The 18,250-nt window shown below is 67.4% G+C and carries 18 protein-coding genes; 10 read left to right on the top strand and 8 right to left on the bottom strand.

What is annotated here, in order from left to right; translation table 11 throughout:
• Positions 1-20: 20 nt before the first annotated feature.
• From CR918_RS19185 to CR918_RS19195, 3 genes are all read right to left on the bottom strand, one after another.
• Positions 21-566, bottom strand: coding sequence for a glutathione peroxidase (locus CR918_RS19185; protein WP_025875625.1), 546 nt, complete (start codon positions 564-566; stop codon positions 21-23).
• Between the two features lie 136 nt (positions 567-702).
• Positions 703-1,104 carry a hypothetical protein gene (locus CR918_RS19190; protein WP_099844481.1) on the bottom strand — a complete coding sequence of 134 codons (402 nt, stop codon included), beginning with the start codon at positions 1,102-1,104 and terminating at the stop codon, positions 703-705.
• A gap of 70 nt (positions 1,105-1,174) precedes the next feature.
• Positions 1,175-2,725 carry a DNA recombination protein RmuC gene (locus CR918_RS19195; RefSeq protein ID WP_099844483.1) on the bottom strand — a complete coding sequence of 517 codons (1,551 nt, stop codon included), beginning with the start codon at positions 2,723-2,725 and terminating at the stop codon, positions 1,175-1,177.
• A gap of 45 nt (positions 2,726-2,770) precedes the next feature.
• Here CR918_RS19195 and CR918_RS19200 point away from each other — a divergent pair, with 45 nt between their 5' ends.
• Positions 2,771-3,376 (top strand): glutathione S-transferase family protein, encoded by a 606-nt coding sequence (locus CR918_RS19200; RefSeq protein WP_099844485.1) that lies wholly within the window; start codon positions 2,771-2,773, stop codon positions 3,374-3,376.
• A 267-nt stretch (positions 3,377-3,643) separates the two neighbouring features.
• Here CR918_RS19200 and CR918_RS19205 read toward each other — a convergent pair whose 3' ends face one another.
• The gene (locus CR918_RS19205) at positions 3,644-4,651 is read right to left on the bottom strand and encodes a zinc-binding alcohol dehydrogenase family protein (RefSeq protein WP_099844487.1); all 1,008 of its coding nucleotides are present in this window, start codon (positions 4,649-4,651) and stop codon (positions 3,644-3,646) included.
• Between the two features lie 89 nt (positions 4,652-4,740).
• On the opposite strand from CR918_RS19205, the gene CR918_RS19210 reads away from it, so the two are divergent.
• The gene (locus tag CR918_RS19210; protein WP_081794606.1) at positions 4,741-5,715 is read left to right on the top strand and encodes a LysR family transcriptional regulator; all 975 of its coding nucleotides are present in this window, start codon (positions 4,741-4,743) and stop codon (positions 5,713-5,715) included.
• 12 nt (positions 5,716-5,727) lie between these two features.
• Positions 5,728-6,357 carry a leucine efflux protein LeuE gene (leuE, locus tag CR918_RS19215; RefSeq protein ID WP_025875614.1) on the top strand — a complete coding sequence of 210 codons (630 nt, stop codon included), beginning with the start codon at positions 5,728-5,730 and terminating at the stop codon, positions 6,355-6,357.
• On the opposite strand, the gene CR918_RS19220 is transcribed toward leuE, so the two are convergent.
• Positions 6,295-7,263 carry a LysR family transcriptional regulator gene (locus CR918_RS19220; protein WP_099844488.1) on the bottom strand — a complete coding sequence of 323 codons (969 nt, stop codon included), beginning with the start codon at positions 7,261-7,263 and terminating at the stop codon, positions 6,295-6,297. The two genes, leuE and CR918_RS19220, sit on opposite strands and share 63 nt — an antisense overlap.
• Positions 7,264-7,373: 110 nt before the next feature.
• On the opposite strand from CR918_RS19220, the gene CR918_RS19225 reads away from it, so the two are divergent.
• The 3 genes from CR918_RS19225 (at position 7,374) to CR918_RS19235 (ending at position 10,492) form a co-directional block, all read left to right on the top strand.
• Positions 7,374-8,450: an aldo/keto reductase gene (locus CR918_RS19225; protein ID WP_415847029.1), complete on the top strand. Its 1,077-nt coding sequence runs from the start codon at positions 7,374-7,376 to the stop codon at positions 8,448-8,450.
• 46 nt (positions 8,451-8,496) lie between these two features.
• Positions 8,497-8,910: a hypothetical protein gene (locus CR918_RS19230; protein ID WP_099844492.1), complete on the top strand. Its 414-nt coding sequence runs from the start codon at positions 8,497-8,499 to the stop codon at positions 8,908-8,910.
• Between the two features lie 154 nt (positions 8,911-9,064).
• Positions 9,065-10,492, top strand: a complete 1,428-nt coding sequence (locus CR918_RS19235) for an amino acid permease (protein WP_099844494.1) — start codon at positions 9,065-9,067, stop codon at positions 10,490-10,492.
• Between the two features lie 59 nt (positions 10,493-10,551).
• Here CR918_RS19235 and CR918_RS19240 read toward each other — a convergent pair whose 3' ends face one another.
• On the bottom strand, positions 10,552-11,793 hold the full coding sequence (locus CR918_RS19240; RefSeq protein WP_025875604.1) for a dipeptidase: 1,242 nt from the start codon (positions 11,791-11,793) through the stop codon (positions 10,552-10,554).
• A 156-nt stretch (positions 11,794-11,949) separates the two neighbouring features.
• Here CR918_RS19240 and CR918_RS19245 point away from each other — a divergent pair, with 156 nt between their 5' ends.
• Together CR918_RS19245 and CR918_RS19250 are read left to right on the top strand one after the other, a co-directional pair.
• Positions 11,950-12,768: a protein klaA gene (locus tag CR918_RS19245; protein WP_099844496.1), complete on the top strand. Its 819-nt coding sequence runs from the start codon at positions 11,950-11,952 to the stop codon at positions 12,766-12,768.
• On the top strand, positions 12,765-13,631 hold the full coding sequence (locus tag CR918_RS19250; protein ID WP_099844498.1) for a hypothetical protein: 867 nt from the start codon (positions 12,765-12,767) through the stop codon (positions 13,629-13,631). Before CR918_RS19245 ends, CR918_RS19250 begins: the two co-directional genes overlap by 4 nt.
• 72 nt (positions 13,632-13,703) lie before the next feature.
• On the opposite strand, the gene CR918_RS19255 is transcribed toward CR918_RS19250, so the two are convergent.
• Positions 13,704-14,873 (bottom strand): class I SAM-dependent rRNA methyltransferase, encoded by a 1,170-nt coding sequence (locus tag CR918_RS19255; RefSeq protein WP_025875598.1) that lies wholly within the window; start codon positions 14,871-14,873, stop codon positions 13,704-13,706.
• Positions 14,874-15,167: 294 nt separating this feature from the next.
• Between CR918_RS19255 and CR918_RS19260 the strand changes: the two genes are divergently transcribed.
• Positions 15,168-16,124, top strand: a complete 957-nt coding sequence (locus CR918_RS19260) for a TerC family protein (protein ID WP_025875596.1) — start codon at positions 15,168-15,170, stop codon at positions 16,122-16,124.
• 106 nt (positions 16,125-16,230) lie between these two features.
• Entirely contained in the window at positions 16,231-17,001 is a 771-nt protein-coding gene (locus tag CR918_RS19265) for a rhomboid family intramembrane serine protease (protein ID WP_025875594.1), read from the top strand.
• A gap of 88 nt (positions 17,002-17,089) precedes the next feature.
• Here CR918_RS19265 and CR918_RS19270 read toward each other — a convergent pair whose 3' ends face one another.
• Positions 17,090-18,205: a glycerophosphodiester phosphodiesterase gene (locus tag CR918_RS19270; RefSeq protein WP_099844500.1), complete on the bottom strand. Its 1,116-nt coding sequence runs from the start codon at positions 18,203-18,205 to the stop codon at positions 17,090-17,092.
• Positions 18,206-18,250 lie beyond the last annotated feature (45 nt).

Raw genomic sequence — 18,250 nt, forward strand, 5'->3', positions numbered from 1 at the left:
CCTTGGTTGGCACGTCGTCTTCAGGCCGCCAGCGCCGCCTCGACCGCTTCGCGCAGGCGCGCGTCATCGGCGGCAACGTCGGGGGCAAAGCGGGCGATGACCTTGCCATCGCGGCCAACCAGGAACTTCTCGAAGTTCCACAGCACCGCCGGTGCCGGGTGGATCGGAATCTCCTTGCTGGCCAGGCGCTCGCGCAGCGGGCCTTCACCGATCGCCTGCGGCTGCGCGGCGGTCAGCTGCTGGTACAGCGGGTGGGTATCTTCACCGGCCACGCTGATCTTGGCGAACATCGGGAAGCTCACATCGTAGGTCAGCTGGCAGAACTGCTGGATCTCCGCCTCGCTGCCCGGCTCCTGGCCGAGGAAGTTGTTGGCCGGGAAGCCCAGTACTTCCAGCCCCTGCGCGTGCTTTTCCGCATACAGCGCCTGCAGGCCTTCGTACTGCGGGGTCAGGCCGCACTTGGACGCCACGTTGACCAGCAGCAGCACCTTGCCCTGGTAGTCGGCAAGAGAGGACGGCTGGCCGTCGATGGTGGTGAGGGAAATATCCTGGATCGAGGTGCTCACGCGGGGCTCCGGCTACAGCGGGGAAAGGCCCACCAGCATACCGCCGCACGTGACCAGTAGTGCCGGCCGCTGGCCGGCAACCTCATGAATCTTCGGGAACGGTCGTGCAGCTGCCGGCCAGCGGCCGGCACTACCTTCAATCCACGCAGATCGTGCCTTGTGCCTTGCCACCGTCGACGCGTTGCCGGCAACCGAAGTTCTGGCTGACATCACGCTGGCAGGTGCCGGTTGCCACCGCGCCTGCGGTCACCTCGGCGGACGCCAGGCACTGGCCGCTGCAGTCGCTCTTGCTGCTGCAGGACTTGCCGGCGTCAGCATAGGGAATCACGCACTGCACCCGTTGCAGGCGGCCCAACGGCTGCAACGTACCGCCCGCCGCGCGGCAGTCCACATCGCGTGCTTCTTCATAGGCTGCAGCGGCTTCAGGGCTGTCGGCCGCTGTGGCTGCCGTGCCTGCGTCTTCACTGGCCGGTGGGGTGCTGCTGCAGGCGGCAAGCAGCACGCCCAGTGCAGCGCTGGCAAGGAATCGGAGGCGCATGGCGGTACCTGGTCAGTGAGGACGGCGCCAGCATACGCACCCGGCGATGCAGGTGGCGTGTCAGCCGGCCTCAGGCTTCCTCACCTTCGCCTTCTGCCGCCTCTTCGTCGCTGGAGGCTTCGCCGAGGTCGCCCAGCAGGCCTTGCGCCTGTTCGGTCGCCAGTGATTCCACGCCGCGCAGGCGGCGTTCGATGGTGCGCGTCTTGCGGCTGGCCTCGCCGATGCTGCGGCCCACCGTGGTGATCTGTTTCTCGGCCTTCTCGAGGATGCCGGCGAACTTGCCGAACTCGCTCTTCACTGCGCCCAGCAATCCCCAGACTTCGCTCGATCGCTGTTCGATGGCGAGGGTACGGAAACCCATCTGCAGGCTGTTGAGCAACGCGGTGACGGTGGTCGGCCCGGCCACCACCACGCGGTGCTCGCGCTGCAGCAGGTCGACCAGGCCCGGGCGCCGGATCACCTCGGCATACAGTCCTTCGGTCGGCACGAACATCACCGCGAAATCGGTGGTGTGCGGGGGCACGATGTACTTTTCGCAGATTGACTTGGCCTGCACGCGGATCGCGCGTTCCAGCTGGATGCCCTGCAGGCGCACGCCCTCGGCATCGCCCTGTTCCTGCGCATCAAGCAGGCGCTCATAGTCTTCGCGCGGGAACTTGGAATCGATCGGCAGCCAGACCGGCGTGTCGTCGTCGCGACGGCCCGGCAGGCGCACGGCGATGTCGACCATCTCGTTGCCGTCAGGACGCACCTTCACCCCGCGCGCATACTGTTCCTGGGTCAGGGTCTGCTCAAGGATGTTCTCCAGCTGAACTTCGCCCCAGCTGCCGCGGTTCTTGACGTTGGTCAGTACCCGCTTCAGATCGCCCACCCCGGTCGCCAACTGCTGCATTTCACCCAGCCCGCGCTGCACCTGCTCCAGCCGTTCGGACACCAGCTTGAACGAATTGCCCAGCCGTGTTTCCAGCGTGGACTGCAGCTTCTCGTCGACGGTGTGGCGCATCTGCTCGAGCTTCTGCGCGTTGTCGGCCTGCAGCGCGCGCAGCTGTTCTTCCAGGGTGGCGCGCATTTCCGAGATGCGCTGTTCGTTGCGCTGGGTCAGTTCCTGCAGGCGCAGGCCCAGGCTCTCGGTCAGGCGCTGCTGCGACTGCGCACCCTCTTCGCGGCCCTTGCGGGCATCCTCCACCAGGGCCTGTCGGAGCGCACCGAACTGGGTGTCGGTACGCGCGGTCAGTTCCTGCAGCTGCTGGCCGAAGGCATGGATACGTGCCTCCTGCTGCTGGCCGAATACATCCAACTGCACGCGCAGTTCCTGCAGGCGTTCGCCCAGTGAGGCGGCACTGCGCTGCTGGCTGTCGGCCGCCTCGGCGCGGGCCTTGCGTGCGTCTTCGCTCAGCGCTTCACGCAGCAGGTCCAGGCGCTGGTCGGTGCGGGTGGACAGATCGGTCAGCGCGCGCGCGAACCCATCAAGCTGCTCGCGCAACTCGCTGCGCCCGGCACGTGCTTCATCACGCACGGCCTGTTCCAGCCGGTCGTGGGGCGGGCGGCGCAGCAGCGCCACCAGTTGCAGGATCAGCACGACCAGCAGCAGGCCGGCGACGAGGAGGAATTCGGTTTGCATGTGGCAAGTGTAGGCTGGCCCAGTCTCACGTGCTGAAACGAACCCATGTTTGTACTGTACGGAAAGCCCACCTCGATCAACGTGCGCAAAGTGCTGTGGCTGTGCGCCGAACTCGATCTGCCGTTCTCCCATGATCCGGCACCTGCGCCGGACGTGCTGTCCACGCTGAATCCGAACCGGCAGGTACCAGTGCTGCGCGATGGCGACTTCGTGCTGTGGGAGTCCAACAGCATCTGCCGCTACCTGGCCACCCGGCAGGGACGAGACGATCTGCTGCCGGCCGCTGCACAAGCCCGTGCCCAGGTCGAGCAGTGGATGGACTGGCAGGCCAGCGAGCTCAACAGCGCTTGGCGTCACGTGTTCATGGCCCGCGTGCGCCAGCACCCCGACTTCGCGGACGACGCACGCGCTGAGGCAAGCCTGGAACAATGGAACCGCCTGATGACCGTGCTCGACCACCAGCTTGCCGCCAGCAATGCCTACGTGGCGGGCACCGACTTCAGCCTGGCCGACATCGTCCTCGGCCTGTCGACACAGCGCTGGCGCAGCACCCCCGGCAACAAACCTGTGCTGCGCCACGTAGACGCCTGGTTCGAACGCCTGCGCCCCCGGCCCGGCTTCGCCGAGCATGTGGACAACGGCGTGGCGTAGCACGCTTGCTTGGCTTCATCCACGCATGGCGTGGAGCTACTGTGTCGACCAAGGTCGACACCTACCAACAGCGGCGGGAAACCGTCGAAGGCGGGGCGGTGTGGGTGTGCGGGGTGTGAGCCGCATGGATGCGGCGACCAAGCCCCCATGGACGGGTTCACGGCGCCCCCGCACACCCACACCGCCCCGCCAACCCACAGGAAGCCTGCTCTGGCTCTGGCTCTCGCTGTTGCCGTTGCCTCTGCGGGTGCCGGGCGCAGCCCGGCGTTACCAGCCTTCCAGCACGATCTTGCCCTTGGCCCGGTGGCTCTCCAGCAGCGCATGCGCGCGCCGCAGGTTGGCTGCGTCGATGCGCCCGAAGTGCTCGCCCAGCGTGGTCTGCAGCACGCCGGCATCGACCAGATCGGCCACCCGGTTCAGCAGTTCGTGCTGGCGCTGCATGTCCACGGTCCTGTACAGCGGCCGGGTGAACATGGATTCCCAGTGCAGCGACAGCGCCTTGCGCTTGAGCGCCATCACATCGATCTGGCCCGGATCATCGATCAGCCCCAGCTGCCCCTGCGGCGCCAGCAGCTCGACGAGCTGCGCGTAGTGCTGGTCGGTGTGGGTCAGGCTGGCCACATGGTCCACCTGGGTGATGCCCAGCCGGGCCAGGCCCTCGGCCAGCGGCCGGGTGTGGTCGATCACATGGTGCGCGCCCATCGCCTGCACCCAGTCCTGGGTCTCCGGCCGCGAGGCGGTGCCGATCACCGTCAGCTTCGTCAGCCTGCGCGCCAACTGCACCAGGATCGAACCCACGCCACCCGCTGCACCGATCACCAGCAGGGTCTGGCCCTCGCCACCGCCTTCGGCAATACGCAGGCGGTCGAACAGCAGTTCCCATGCGGTGATCGCGGTCAACGGCAGCGCCGCAGCGGCGGCATCGTCCAGGCTGGCCGGCTTGCGGCCAACGCTGCGCTCGTCCACCAGCTGGTACTCGGCATTGCTGCCCGGGCGATCGATCACACCGGCGTAGTACACCGCATCGCCGGGCCGGAACAGGGTTACCTCGCTGCCGACCGCTTCGACCACACCGACCGCATCCCACCCCAGCACGCGCGGGCCGTCGGTGGCGGCGCCGCGCCGCACCTTGGTGTCGACCGGATTCACCGCCACCGCGCGCACCGCCACCCGCAGGTCGCGCGGGCCCGGCTGGGGCAGGGGCAGGTCGAGATCGATCAGGGCCTGCGGGTCGTCGATCGGCAGGCCGGCTTGGGTGTAGGCAATGGCACGCATGGGGGATATCCAGGGAGGAGAGACCACAGCGTGCGCCGTGCGCAGGGGGGCGGAAAGGCGCAGAATCGGTCAACACTTTCACTGCGGCAATGAAAATGGTCCGCTTCGACGATCTGCAGCTGTTTGTCCGTACCGCCGCGCTGGGCAGCTTCTCCCAGGCCGCGCGCGAGGCCGACCTGCTGCCGGGCCAGGTTGCCGCAGCGGTGGCACGGCTGGAACGCGAACTGGACCTGCGCCTGTTCGTACGCACCACCCGCAGCCTGCGGCTGACCGCCGAGGGCGCGCTGTATCTGCCCTACGCACAGGAGGTTCTGAGCACCCTGCGCGAAGGCCAGGCGCGGGTGCAGGGCGAGGACGCCGAACTGCACGGCACCCTGCAGTTGTCGGCGCCGTCGGACTTCGGCCGCAACCTGCTGCTGCCGTGGCTGACCGCGTTCCGCGCGGCGCATCCACGGCTGCGCCTGCACCTGCGCCTGTCCGACGAAGTGGCCGACGTGTTCCGCGATCCGGTCGACGTGGCCATCCGCATCGGCCACTTCGACGACGCCAGCTACGTCGCCCTGCCCTTGCTGGAACAGAACCGGCGGGTGCTGGCTGCGTCGCCCGGGTACCTGCGGCGGCGTGGCACGCCCAGCCGCCTGGAAGATCTGCGCGAGCATGATTGCCTTGTCTACCAGCTCGGCGGCCGCGCCTACGATCGCTGGTCGTTCGAGATTGAGGGGCGCCGCGTGGTGATCCCGGTGCGCGGGCCACTGGTCTGCGACGACGCCGACGTGGTGCGGCGCTGGGCGGTCGCCGGCGAAGGCATCACCTACAAGTCCTGGCTGGACGTCCGCGACGACGTGCTGGAAGGGCGCCTGCAGGTGCTGCTGGATGGCATCGGCAGCCACATTCCCCTGCAGCTGGTCTGCCCCCATCGCAAGCAGTTCTCACCGGCGGTGCGGCAACTGCACGCGCAGCTGCGCCAGCATCTGCAACCGCTGCTGTCCGCCATGCCCGGCAATGGCGACACGCCCCTGTCGCCTGCGCCAGCACTGGCCGACAATGGCGCTCCCCCGTTGTAAGAGAGTCGCGCCATGCCGTGGATGGGCATCCAGGATCTGTGGACCTTCCTGCTCGCTGTGCTGGTGTTTCTGGCGCTGCCCGGGCCGGGCACCTTCACCCTGCTGACCGCTACCGGTCGCGGCGGTGTGCGCGGCGGCTACACGGCGCTGGCCGGCCTGCTGGTCGGCGACCAGATCCTGATGTGGCTGGCACTGGCCGGCGTGGCCGCGCTGCTGAAGGCCAATCCGACGGTGTTCCATGCCGTGCAGTATCTCGGCGCGGCGTATCTGGTGTGGGTAGGCATCAGCCTGCTGCGCACGCCCAAGGGTGACGGTGCCGACGTTGGCCCGGTGCGCATGCAGCCCGGACGCTACTTCCACCAGGCGATCCTGGTCAGCCTGCTCAATCCGAAGGCGATCCTGTTCTACATGGCCTTCCTGCCGTTGTTCATCGACCCGAAGGCCCACCAGGGCATCGCTACGTTCGCCGCGCTGGCCGGGATCATCTTCGTGGTCAGCATCGCCTACTGCTCGCTGCTGATCTGGGTCGGCAACCTGGCCCGCCGCCGGTTGATCCAGCACCCGCGGGTCAGCGATGCGCTACGGCGTGTTGCCGGCCTGTTCCTGGTCGGCTTCGGCATCCGCCTGGGCCTGAACGGCTGAGATCCCGTCGGCCTGGCAGGCCGCGCGCAGGTGGTCGATGAACACCCGCAGCTTGGGCGCCATATGCTCGCGCGCCGGGTAGTACAGATGAAAGCCGGGGAACGGCGGCTGCCAGTCCTCCAGCACGCTGCGCAGGCGGCCGGCAGCCAGGTCGTCGGCGACCAGTGAGGCGAACCCCTGCGCCATGCCCAGCCCAGCCAGCACCGCCGCATAGGCCAGTTCGGCATCGTTGAACACCAGCCGGCCCTCGACGGCTACGTCCAGGTCACGCCCCTCACGGCTGAATTCCCAGGGCATCAGCCGGCCATTGGCGCGGCGATGGACGATACAGTCGTGGCCCTGCAGCTCCTGCGGGCTCTGCGGCACACCGTGGCGCGCGAAGTAGCCCGGCGTGGCCACCACCACCTGGCGCTCGGGCGGCCCGATCGGCACCGCGATCATGCCCTGCGCCAACGATTCCCCCAGGCGGATGCCTGCGTCGAAACCCTCGGCGACCAGATCGGTCAACGCCGGTTCCACGCACAGTTCCACCTCCACCTGCGGATACCGGGCCAGGAAGGACGGCAGCGCCGGCAGGACCCGGCGCTCGGCAACGATGCGTGGCAGGGTGATGCGCAGCCGACCGGCCGGCACGGTCCGCGCGCTGTCCAGGTCCTCGAAGGCCGATTCGATCTGTGCCAGCCCGCCGCGTATGCGCTGCAGGAAGCGCGCACCGTGCTCGGTCAGGCCCACCCGGCGCGTGGTCCGTTGCAACAGGCGCACGCCCATCCGCGCTTCCAGCGCGCGCACGCTCTGTGACAGTGCCGAGGTCGAGACACCAAGCGCATCTGCGGCGCGGGTAAAGCTGGCGTGGTCGGCCACGTGGACAAACGCGACCACCGCCGACAGCGGTGCGGAGGGATCCATTGTGAAGCCCTTCTTCATTGTCAGTTCGGATGTGTCCAGTTTATCCACAGGATCATCGGGCGGATGCTTTCCCTCCCGGCGGCACACCGCCTCCTCCAATGGAATGCCACATGTCACTTGATCACTACCGCCTGCTCGGTCGCTCCGGCCTGCGTGTCAGCCCGATGGCGCTGGGCACGATGACCTTCGGTGCCGATTGGGGGTGGGGCGCGGACGAAGCCGAGGCCCGCCGCATCTTCGATGCCTACGTCGAACGCGGTGGCAACTTCGTTGATACCGCAAACAACTACACCAATGGCAGCGCCGAGACGCTGCTCGGGCGATTCGCCCAGGGCCGCCGCGAACGGCTGGTGATCGCCAGCAAGTACACCCTGGCGACCGTGCCCGGCGATCCGAACAACGCCGGCAACCACCGCAAGAGCATGATGCGCTCGGTGGAGGACAGCCTGCGCCGACTCGGCACCGACTACCTGGATCTGCTGTACCTGCACGCCTGGGACGACACCACCGGGGTGGACGAGGTGATGCGCGGTTTCGACGATCTCGTGCGCAGCGGCAAGGTGCTGTATGCCGGCATCTCGGACAAGCCGGCCTGGCAGATCGCCCGCATGCAGACCCTGGCCGACCTGCGCGGTTGGGCGCCGCTGGTGGCCCTGCAGATCGAATACAGCCTGATCCAGCGCAGCGTCGAACAGGAGCTGCTGCCGATGGCCGAGGCGCTCGGGTTGGGCGTGGTGGCGTGGTCGCCGCTGGGCAGCGGGGTGCTGACCGGCAAGTACAACGCGGCTGATCTCACCACGGCCGAGCCGCCGGAGGCTACGCCGGGCGGTTCCCGGCGCAACGTGGCCCTCATCAATGGCGCGTTGACGCCACGTTCGTTGAACATCGCCGGGGAAGTCGCTGCCGTCGCGGCGGAACTGTCGCACTCGGCTGCGCAGGTCGCTCTGGCCTGGCTGCTGCAACGACCCGCGGCCGGAGCCATGCCGATCGTCGGTGCACGCACCCTGGACCAGTTCGAACACAACCTGACGGCGCTGGATCTGGCGCTGCCGGCTGAGGCGCTGGCACGGCTGGATGCGATCAGCGCGGTCGCGCCTGCCTTCCCGCACGACTTCCTGCAGATGCCGCTGCCACGCATGCTGATGAGCGGTGGTACGCGTCTGCAGCCACGCGCGCTGCGCAGGTAACAGCGGGGGCGCGCTATGCTGGCGCCCCTCGTTGGACAAAAGCGCCATGGCCGCAACACCAACGCTCGCGGTCGCAGCAGCCCTGGTGCTGCTGCTTGCCAGTGGACCGGCCACGGCCGCACCGGACCACCGCTGCCTCAGTGGTGGCCGCGACAACACGATCCACCTGGAATGGCGCTGGCTGGACGATGGCCGCGCCGATGTGCGCTACGCCGGGCACAGCGAGCGCCTGCCACTGCGCCGGGTCTCCGAACAGACCACGGTGCTGGACGAAGACCGCCCCTACCAGTTCGATACCGTCTGGGAAGAGCGCGTGGACGGTCGCATCAACGGTCACTACACACTGAGCACGCAGGGCGCACGGATCTACAGCTTCAGCTACGTGCGTGCCCGGGACGGTCGCCGCACGGACTTCGACGAAGACTTCAACGCCTTCCAGGACGACGGCTGTCACTGGTAGGCGCCTGCGCTGAGGCCGTTTGTGCCGTTTCCGGCAGAGTGCCCAGCGTCCAGCGCGCGCTGTGTCGGCCATGACCCCCGTCAGTGGCAATGCTGCGCTGCGTTCGGTCACACTCGGGGACTTGTCGTTCTCAGTCACCCCTTCCGAGGCCTGCATGTCCCTGCTCCGGCGCAAGTCCCTAGATTCCGTCACCGTCCATGAAGCCGGCCGGCGCCTGGTCCCGACCCTCAGCTGGCCGCACCTGATCGCGCTGGGCATCGGCGCCATCGTCGGCACCGGCATCTACACCCTGATCGGCGTGGGTGCCGACCGCGCTGGCCCGGCCGTGCTGATCTCCTTCGCCATCGCCGGCGCGGTGTGTGCCTGCGCGGCATTGGCCTACGCAGAGCTGTCCACGATGATGCCTGCCGCCGGCAGCGCCTATACCTACAGCTACAGTGCCCTGGGCGAAGTGTTTGCCTGGGTGGTGGGCTGGAGCCTGATCCTGGAGTACTCGCTGGTGGTGAGTACCGTGGCGGTCGGCTGGTCCGGCTATTTCGTCGGCTTCCTGGAATGGGTGCATACCCAGTTCGGCTGGGACCTGCGCCTGCCGGCGATGCTCGCGGCAGGCCCGCACGTCGATGGCGGCATGATCAACCTGCCCGCCATCGTCATCACCTGGCTGGTGGCCCTGATGCTGATGGCCGGTACCAAGGAAAGCGCCACCCTCAACGCGATCCTGGTCGTGTTCAAGCTGATCGCGCTGGCGATCTTCGTGGCGGTGGCCCTGCCGGCGTTCGACGCCAACAACCTGCAGCCGTTCATGCCCTACGGATTCGCCAAGACGCTGGGCCCGGATGGCGTCGAACGCGGCGTGATGGCGGCAGCGGCGATCATCTTCTTCGCGTTCTACGGCTTCGACGCGATTTCCACCGCCGCCGAAGAAACCAAGAACCCCGGGCGCGACCTGTCCATCGGCATCATCGGCTCGATGGTCGGCTGCACCATCGTGTACGTGCTGGTGGCGCTGGCCGCGATCGGTGCGATGAGCTACACCGTGTTCGGCCAGAGTGCCGAGCCGCTGGCATTGATCATGCGCCAGCTGGGCCAGCCCACCGCCGCGATGTTGATCGGCGTGATCGCGATCATCGCCCTGCCGACCGTCTTGCTGGCCTTCCTGTACGGCCAGAGCCGCATCTTCTTCGTCATGAGCCGCGATGGACTGCTGCCGCGTGGCCTGTCCAAGGTCAACGCACGTACCGGCACGCCGGTGGCGACCACGCTGTTCACTGCCCTGGTGGTGTCGGCACTGGCCGGCGTTGCACGCCTGGACGAGATCGCCGCACTGGCCAATGCCGGTACCCTGGCCGCGTTCACCGCCGTTGGCATCTGCCTGGTGGTGCTGCGCGTGCGTGAGCCGAACCGCGAGCGTACATTCCGCACGCCGTTGGCCTTCATTGTCGGCCCGCTGGCGGCGCTGGGCTGCATCTACCTGTTCGTCAGCCTGCCGCACACCACCCAGCTGTACTTCCTGGCGTGGAACGTCGTCGGCCTGGTGCTGTACTTCGCCTACAGCCGTCGCAACGCGCTGATCGGCCGGTAAAGGTAGCGCCGGGCCATGCCCGGCGGTCTTTGGGTCGTGCCGGCACTACCGCAGGGCGGCTAACCGCCCTGCTTTGCCGCGTAGTCCTGCGCCTGACGCATCACCCGCAGTAGGTTTCCGCCCCAGATGGCGGCGATCTGTTGTTCGCTGTACCCCTTGCGCAGCAGCCACGCGGTGATCTTCGGCAGCTGGCTGACATCGGGCAGGTCGCTCAGGCCACCACCGCCATCCCAGTCCAGACCGATGCCGACGTGCTCGGGACCGACCACCTTCAGGATGTGCTCGAAATGGGCGAAGAAGTCGTCCAGGCTGGCGTGGCGCACCGGGTGTTCGTGGTCCAGTGCCTGCTCGGCCTTCTGCAGCGCCACACCCTGTTCGATGGTCATGCCTTCCCAGCCACCCAGCTGCTTGCTCAGGGCTTCTTCGGCCTGCTTGCGCTCGGGCGACTTGGCGGTGTCGATCAGGTAGCCGCCGTACGCGTTCACCTGGATCACCCCGCCAGCCTTGGCCAGCTTGCGCAGGCGCGCGTCATCAAGATTGCGTGGGTGGTCGTAGACCGCCTTGGCCGAGCTGTGCGACAGCACGAACGGCACCGGCATCATCGCCAGCAGATCGTCGAACACGGCATCGGAGGCGTGCGACTGGTCGATGACGATGCCCAGCTTCACCGCCTCGCGCACCAGGTCCTTGCCAGCCGGGCTCAGGCCCTTCCATTCAGCCCCCTTGGGATCGGTGGCCGAATCGGCGAACTCGTTGTTGGCGAAGTGCACGGTGCTGAGCAGGCGCAGGCCCGCACGGTGATAGAACGACAGCAGGCTGGGATCGGCCACCAGCGGACTGGCGTTCTCCATGCTGATGTAGACCACGCGCTTGCCGGCGGCCTTGATCCGCGCCGCGTCATCGGCGGTCAGCGCCAATGCGAAGCGCTCCGGATTGGCGGCCAGCATCTGCCGGATCTCCAGCAACCGCTGCAGGCCGTGGTCGCGCTCGGCCAGATGCGCGGCGGCCGTGCGGTCGCCCTGGTCGGTATAGATCGCCCAGAAGCCGCCATCAAGCGCACCTTCGACCATGCGCGGGTAGTCCACCTGCGAGAGCGCGTTGCGGTCGTGCCGCTGCTCGATGTCGAAGCCGTCGCGGCCGAAGTTGGCCGGCGTATCCAGATGGCTGTCCAGGGTCAGCAGGCGCTGCTGCAGTGCCTTGGCACGGGCCAGCTCCTGCGCGCTGAAGTCGATGGCATGGGCGGACAGCGGCGCACTCAGCGCCAGGGCGAGCAGCAGGGACAGACGACGCAACGACGGCATGGGCATCCACCGGCAATGGGAAGGACACGACCATAGCGCCGCGACGGCCAACGCCGGTAGTGCCGTATTGACCCGCCAGCTCCATTACACTCGCCGGCAGCCGATAAGTCAGCGTGCAGCACCGCGTGCTGCGTCGACCATGGAATGGAAGCATCGATGTCGAACTCCCAGCCTCCGGCGCTGCCCGTGCAGGGCCAGGCGCCTGTCCCCGCCAACACGGTCACCGTCGAGCAGCTCAAGCGTGATGTGCTGCCAACGTTGTTTGCCGGTCGTACCGACATCGGCCGCTATGGCCCGGCCGACCTGGCCAGCGCCAGCGCCGAGCCGGCCTGGCAGGATGGCAGCGCCAACGCACTGGCCCAGGCGCTTGCCGAACTGGTCAGCCGGCTGTCCGAACACGATCCCAATGCGCTGCTGCAGCGCGCGGGATGGTGGGAGCGGTTCACCGGTGCCGATATCGAAGAACGCCTGCGCCGTCGCATTGCCATGGGCAGCAACGGCAATGTCCTGGCCAGGATCGAGCGCGAAGCCATCGCCGTGCGTGCCAGCGTCGATCGACTGGATGCGCAGCTGCTCGAGCATGACGTGCAGGGGGTGCGACTGCAGGTGTACATCGATGCAGGCGTGCAGTTCCTGCAGGAGCTGCCAGCGGCCGTGGACAGCGACGATGGCGCGCCGGTGCTCGACCGTCCGGTCGAGCGGCTGCAACGCCGCGTAGCCAATCTGACCGCGCTGCTGGCCAGCCATTCGATGAGCCGGATGCAGGTGCAGCTGGCACGCAGCCATGCCATCGACCTGCTGGACCGTTACAGCGAGACGGTGCAGATCCTGTTGCCGATCTGGCGCCAGACCATCCAGGCGCTGCACAACAGCGACAACGCCAGCCCGCAGATGATCGCCAGCGCGGCCCAGGCACAGGACCAGCTGAAACAGGCCCTGCAGCAGTTGCTGCGCACATCGGCGGTGCCGGCATGAGCGCGCCGGTACGCGATCCGCTGCAGATCCCGCCGGATCTGCAGGCGCGGGTGGAGGCTGTTCCGGGCCTGCGCGCGTTCTACCGGCGGGCCTCGCTGCTGCGGGTCTTCGGCCTGGCCTGCCTTCCGCTGGCGGCAACGGCGCTGTCCTGCATGGCGCTGGCATTTACCGGCACCGAGCTGGGCCCCCCGTCGTGGGCACAGGTGCCGGCCGGCTATGGATCGAAGGACACGGGCAGGCAGTTGCTCATCCTGCTGGTCATGACCCCCTTGCTGCTGGTGTGGATGTTCTTCGGCGTGCGCGACCTGCTCAGCCGCCATCGCCTTCGCCGCTTCGCCTGGTCATTCGCGCTGGGTTCGATGCTGCTGTGCGGTGCCTGGGGAAGCATGGGCATCACCGCACCCGCCATGGGCCAGGGCGATCGCCTCTACCATCGCCAGCTGGACGCGCTGATCGCCGGTCCAGACTTCAGCGGCTTCAGCCCCCAGTGGCAGGCCTATCTGCGTGCACAGCAGGAGCTTCCCTACGGCGTCGCCTCGTCGGCCGTGGTCGCCACTGCCCGTGCGTTGGCCAATGGCGAAGACATCGGTGTTCCGGTATCGCCGGCAATGCAGTCCCGCTTCGAGAAGGCAGCAGGGCTGCCCCGCTCTGAACGGTCGCAGCGATGGCATCAGCAGCGTCTGCTGGGCTGGCTTCTGTTCGACGTCGGCTGGGTGCTCGCGCTGCTCGCGGTTCCGGCGCTGCTTGCGCTGGGCGCGGTGGCGATCGTGCTCGGCCACCATCTGCGGCGCAGGTCCGAGGTGATCAACGGGTTGCTGCAGCAGCTGCAGCCGGTTCCTGCGCCGCCACGCGCGCAGCCCTGAGGCTGGCGCGCGGGGGCAGTCTTCGGCGCTGTGTGGGGGAGCCGGGCATCGCCCGGCTCCACACCCCGCAGGTCAGTCCACCACGCGGCAGAACACGGCCTTCAGGTAACGCGATTCCTGCACGTGGGCCATGAACGGATGGTCCGGGCCGGCGCCGGCCACCTTCAGGATCTGGATGGTGCGGCCGGAGAAGTACGCCGCACGACGCAGCATGTCCAGGAACTGGTCCTCGGCCACCAGGCCGGTGCAGGAGAACGTGGCGAACAGGCCACCGGGCTTGACCACGCCCAGCGCCAGCTTGTTCATGTCCAGGTACTTCTTCAGCGCGGTGATCACCTGGTCGCGGTCGCGGGTCATCTTCGCCGGGTCCAGGATCACCACGTCGTACTGCTCACCACGGTTGGCCGCATCGCGCAGCCACGGGAAGATGTCGGACTGGACGAACTTCGGGCGCACGTTGTTCAGACGTGAATTGCCCTTGGCGATCTGGATGACGTCCTCATCGATGTCGATGCCGACCACTTCCGATGCACCGCGCGCGGCCGCGTACACGGCGAAACCGCCGGTGTTGCAGCACAGGTCGAGCACGCTCTTGCCTTCCACCTGCTGGCTCAGCCACTCACGGTTCTCGCGCTGGTCGGCGAAGAAACCGGTCTTGTGCGCACCGGCCGGGTCGGCGCGGAACTTGATGCCGTACTCGGTGATCACCGACGCTTCGGTGGTGGTGTTGCCGTGGAAATCGAAGCTTTCCTGCTTCTGCACGTGTTCGTCGGCGAAGCTGTGGAAGCGGCAACCCGGGAACTGTTCACGCAGGGCGTCGTAGATCCATTCGCGGTGGCGGAACATGCCGGCGGCGAAGAACTCCACCACCACCAGGTCGCCGTAGCGGTCGACCACCAGGCCGGACAGGCCATCGCCCTCGCTGTGCACCACGCGCCAGGCGTCGGACACCGCATCGAGCTTGAGCACCTCACGACGCAGCGACACCGCCTGGGCGATCTTGCGCGAGAACCAGCCGGCATCCAGCGGGATCTGCGGGTCGGTTTCGAGGATGCGTACGGCAATACGCGAATGCCCGTTGTAGAAGCCACGGCCGATGAACTCGCCATCCACGCCGACGACATCGACGAGGGAGCCGGGCTTGGGCCGGACGGTCGGCTTCTCGACCAGTTTCTGGAAGATCCACGGGTGGCTGGAACGCCACGCGTTCTTGAGGCGGACAACGGGAAGGGGGGTATTCATCCACCTATTGTAGCCGGGGGGCATGGGGCGCCGGAAATCCGGTGAAGGCCCGGCATTTGACGCCGGCCCGGCCAGGCCGCAGAATCGGCGGCAGAAGGGGAGTAGCTCCCAGACGTTGTCGCCGTCAATTCGAGCCCGCAGGCTCCGGTGCAACGGCAGTTCCGGCCCATCGGAACTGCGAGCGAGACCTTCGCCGTACTGGCGAAGCTCTGTCCCTGGATCCCCTCCCGATCCTCCGTTGCAGATCCTCGCCGTCCGGCTTGAGGCATTTTTCATTTCCCAACGGACAAACCCATGCAGACGATCGGTAATTTGTGGTTGTGGGGCGGCTTCGCAGCGGTGGTGGTCATCGCCCTGCTGGTCGACCTCGTATTGATGCGCCACGGTGGCCCGCACAAGGTCACTTTCAAGGAAGCCCTGTGGTGGTCCATCGGCTGGGTCGCGCTGGCGCTGGCCTTCAACGGCGGCCTCTGGTTCTACCTGAACGAGACCGCCGGCCAGGTCGTGGCCAACAAGGTCGGCCTGGAGTTCCTGACCGGCTATCTGGTCGAGAAGGCGCTGGCGGTGGACAACATCTTTGTCTTCCTGATGATCATGAGCTACTTCGCGGTGCCGGAGGAACAGCGCCAGAAGGTGCTGATCATCGGCATCCTGGGTGCGATCGTGCTGCGTACGATCATGATCTTCGCCGGTAGCGTGCTGATCACCCAGTTCCACTGGCTGCTCTATGTATTCGGCGCCTTCCTGCTCTTCACCGGCTGGAAGATGTGGTTCGCCGCGGGCCAGGAGCCTGACCTGGAAGCCAACCCGGCCCTGCGCTGGATGCGCAAGCACCTGCGCCTGCTGCCGGACTACGAAGGCAACGCGATGAGCGTCAAGCGCGACGGCGTGCGCTGGTTCACCCCGCTGTTCGCGGTGCTGATCCTGATCGCGGTGACCGACGTGATCTTCGCAGTGGACAGCATCCCGGCGATCTTCGCGATCACCACCGACCCGTTCATCGTGCTGACCTCCAACGTGTTCGCGGTGCTCGGCCTGCGTGCGATGTTCTTCCTGCTGGCCGGCATGGCCGACCGCTTCCACCTGCTGCCGTACGGCCTGGCCCTGGTGCTGGCCTTCATCGGCATCAAGATGATGATCATCGACCTGTTCAAGATCCCGACCCCGATCTCGCTGGGCGTGGTCGCGGTGATCATCGCCGCCACGGTGGTGCTGAGCCTGAAGAACCCGCCGAAGGAAGGCGGCGCCTGATCCTGGCCGATTGAACGCTGCGGCCGGTGGATTGTCCCGCCGGTCGCAGCCACTCTCCCGCAGCGGTGGCCTTGGTTTCGCGCCGGCCACCGCCATTGCTGAGGGTATGAACACGAACGCGCCCCTGCCCGCCGGCGACGCGCCGGCCGCCCGCAACGACCGCACGCGCATCCTGCGCGCCTTCAATGCCAGCCTGGCCGCCGTGTTGGTGCTGGTGGCCGTGTTCGCCCTGCAGGACCATTTCGACTGGCGGCCCTGGGCGGTCGCACCGTTGGAAGCCAAGGGCCTGCTCGGCCTGATCGGCGGACCGCTGCTGCATGGCTCGGTCGAACACATCGCCGCCAACAGCTTCGCCATCCTGATCCTCGGCACCCTGGCAGGCAGCGTCTATCCCAAAGCCACGCTGCGCGCCCTGCCCCTGCTGTGGCTGGGCTCGGGCATCGGTGCGTGGATGCTCGGCAACCCCGGCAGCTTCCATCTCGGCGCCAGTGGCGTCACCCACGGCCTGATGTTCCTGCTGGCCAGCCTTGGCCTGCTGCGCCGCGACCGCGCGGCGATCGCCACCGGGCTGATCGGCATGCTGTTCTACGGCGGCATGTTGATGACCGTGCTGCCGCATGCCGACGGTGTGTCCTGGCAGTCGCACATGGGCGGAGCCTTCGCCGGCATCATCGCCGCACTGCTGTTCCGCAACGCCGACCCGCTGCCGCCGCGCCCACGTTACAGCTGGGAGGACGAGGAAGACGAGGTCGAGCCGCTGGCCGATGACGAACTCGAGCCGCCGTCACCGCAGCGCGTGCCGGTGCTGTGGCAGCCGCGCGAAGGGCAGGACTATGTGGTGATCCCGTTCCGCCGGCCGGAAGACCCGCGCGGTTGATCGGGTGGATACGCCGGGCATGGCCCGGCGCTACCGCTTCTGGATGCCTCTGGTAGCGCCGGGCCATGCCCGGCGGCATTGACGCCGGTCAGTTCGCCGCGTTCGCCGCCGCGCCCGTTCCATCCACCGCCTGCCGGCCCAATGCCGGGTCATCGGTGAAGAAGGCATCGATGCCGGTCGCCAGGTAGGCACGCATCTCCGCGATCGACCCCTCCGCGTTGCGCGCATTGTCCGCGCCCTTGCGCAGGTTGCTGGCCTGGAAGTGGTTCTCCGGGCGGAAGGTGTACGGAATCACCATCAGGCCCAACGCGTGCGCATCGCGCACCAGCGCCGTCGGCGTGCCCAGCGCACCGTTGGCATCCAGCGGGATGATCGAGCGCAGCTCAGGGCCGATGCCGTCGGCATAGGCCGCGATGTCCTTCAGCCCCGCCGGGGTCATCATCTGCGCATAGGTCAGCGCGCCGCCGGCCTTGGCGATGTCGGCCGGCTGGGCGTCGCCCTTCCACAGCAGCTGCAGCAGGCGGATGTTGTTGCCACGCGGGATCTTGCCGCGCAGGTAGCGCAGGTTGGCCGTCTCGAACGACTGGATGGTGACCGGGCCGACGTTGGTATAGGCGTTGCCGCGCAGCGCGGCCAGCAGCGTGTCTTCCATCGGCAGGCCGATCGACTGGAAGTAGGTCGGGTGCTTGATCTCCGGCACCAGGCCGATGCCACGGTTGGCACGACCGGCCTGCTGGACCAGGAACGCCAGGATCTCGTCCAGGCTGGCAATGCGGAACTGGCCGTCGTAGGCAGTGCTGCGGAACTCCGGCAGGCGCTCGCGGGCGTACAGGGTCTTCAGCTCGGCCAGGGTGAAGTCTTCGGTGAACCAGCCTTCGACCGTCTGCCCGTCGATGACCTTGCGGGTCTTCCGCTTCGCGAATTCCTCGTGCTCGGCCACATCGGTGGTGCCACCGATCTCGTTCTCATGGCGGGCCACCATCACCCCGTCCTTGGTCATCACCAGGTCCGGTTCGATGTAATCGGCACCGTCGGCGATGGCCTGCGCATAGGCCGCCAGCGTGTGCTCGGGCAGCAGCGCGCTTGCACCGCGGTGGCCGTAGACCGACACCTTGTGTGCGGCCGGAGGGGAGGATTCAGCACTCATGGCCACCGATGGTGCCACGGCCAGCGACAACAGCAACGCACGACCCCACGACTTCACTGCAACTTCCCCAAGCGGTTTGTGATGGGCGTCAGTATGCGGCGG

It is taken from the genome of Stenotrophomonas indicatrix (genome assembly GCF_002750975.1).
Taxonomy (GTDB): Bacteria; Pseudomonadota; Gammaproteobacteria; order Xanthomonadales; family Xanthomonadaceae; genus Stenotrophomonas; species Stenotrophomonas indicatrix.

What these genes read in the sequence shown, in the direction of transcription:
- CR918_RS19190 (WP_099844481.1), bottom strand. Translation starts at nt 1,104, where the DNA reads ATGCGCCTCCGATTCCTTGCCAGCGCTGCACTGGGCGTGCTGCTTGCC.
- CR918_RS19195 (WP_099844483.1), bottom strand. Translation starts at nt 2,725, where the DNA reads ATGCAAACCGAATTCCTCCTCGTCGCCGGCCTGCTGCTGGTCGTGCTG.
- CR918_RS19200 (WP_099844485.1), top strand. Translation starts at nt 2,771, where the DNA reads ATGTTTGTACTGTACGGAAAGCCCACCTCGATCAACGTGCGCAAAGTG.
- CR918_RS19205 (WP_099844487.1), bottom strand. Translation starts at nt 4,651, where the DNA reads ATGCGTGCCATTGCCTACACCCAAGCCGGCCTGCCGATCGACGACCCG.
- CR918_RS19210 (WP_081794606.1), top strand. Translation starts at nt 4,741, where the DNA reads ATGAAAATGGTCCGCTTCGACGATCTGCAGCTGTTTGTCCGTACCGCC.
- leuE (WP_025875614.1), top strand. Translation starts at nt 5,728, where the DNA reads ATGCCGTGGATGGGCATCCAGGATCTGTGGACCTTCCTGCTCGCTGTG.
- CR918_RS19220 (WP_099844488.1), bottom strand. Translation starts at nt 7,263, where the DNA reads ATGGATCCCTCCGCACCGCTGTCGGCGGTGGTCGCGTTTGTCCACGTG.
- CR918_RS19225 (WP_415847029.1), top strand. Translation starts at nt 7,374, where the DNA reads ATGTCACTTGATCACTACCGCCTGCTCGGTCGCTCCGGCCTGCGTGTC.
- CR918_RS19230 (WP_099844492.1), top strand. Translation starts at nt 8,497, where the DNA reads ATGGCCGCAACACCAACGCTCGCGGTCGCAGCAGCCCTGGTGCTGCTG.
- CR918_RS19235 (WP_099844494.1), top strand. Translation starts at nt 9,065, where the DNA reads ATGTCCCTGCTCCGGCGCAAGTCCCTAGATTCCGTCACCGTCCATGAA.
- CR918_RS19240 (WP_025875604.1), bottom strand. Translation starts at nt 11,793, where the DNA reads ATGCCGTCGTTGCGTCGTCTGTCCCTGCTGCTCGCCCTGGCGCTGAGT.
- CR918_RS19245 (WP_099844496.1), top strand. Translation starts at nt 11,950, where the DNA reads ATGTCGAACTCCCAGCCTCCGGCGCTGCCCGTGCAGGGCCAGGCGCCT.
- CR918_RS19250 (WP_099844498.1), top strand. Translation starts at nt 12,765, where the DNA reads ATGAGCGCGCCGGTACGCGATCCGCTGCAGATCCCGCCGGATCTGCAG.
- CR918_RS19255 (WP_025875598.1), bottom strand. Translation starts at nt 14,873, where the DNA reads ATGAATACCCCCCTTCCCGTTGTCCGCCTCAAGAACGCGTGGCGTTCC.
- CR918_RS19260 (WP_025875596.1), top strand. Translation starts at nt 15,168, where the DNA reads ATGCAGACGATCGGTAATTTGTGGTTGTGGGGCGGCTTCGCAGCGGTG.
- CR918_RS19265 (WP_025875594.1), top strand. Translation starts at nt 16,231, where the DNA reads ATGAACACGAACGCGCCCCTGCCCGCCGGCGACGCGCCGGCCGCCCGC.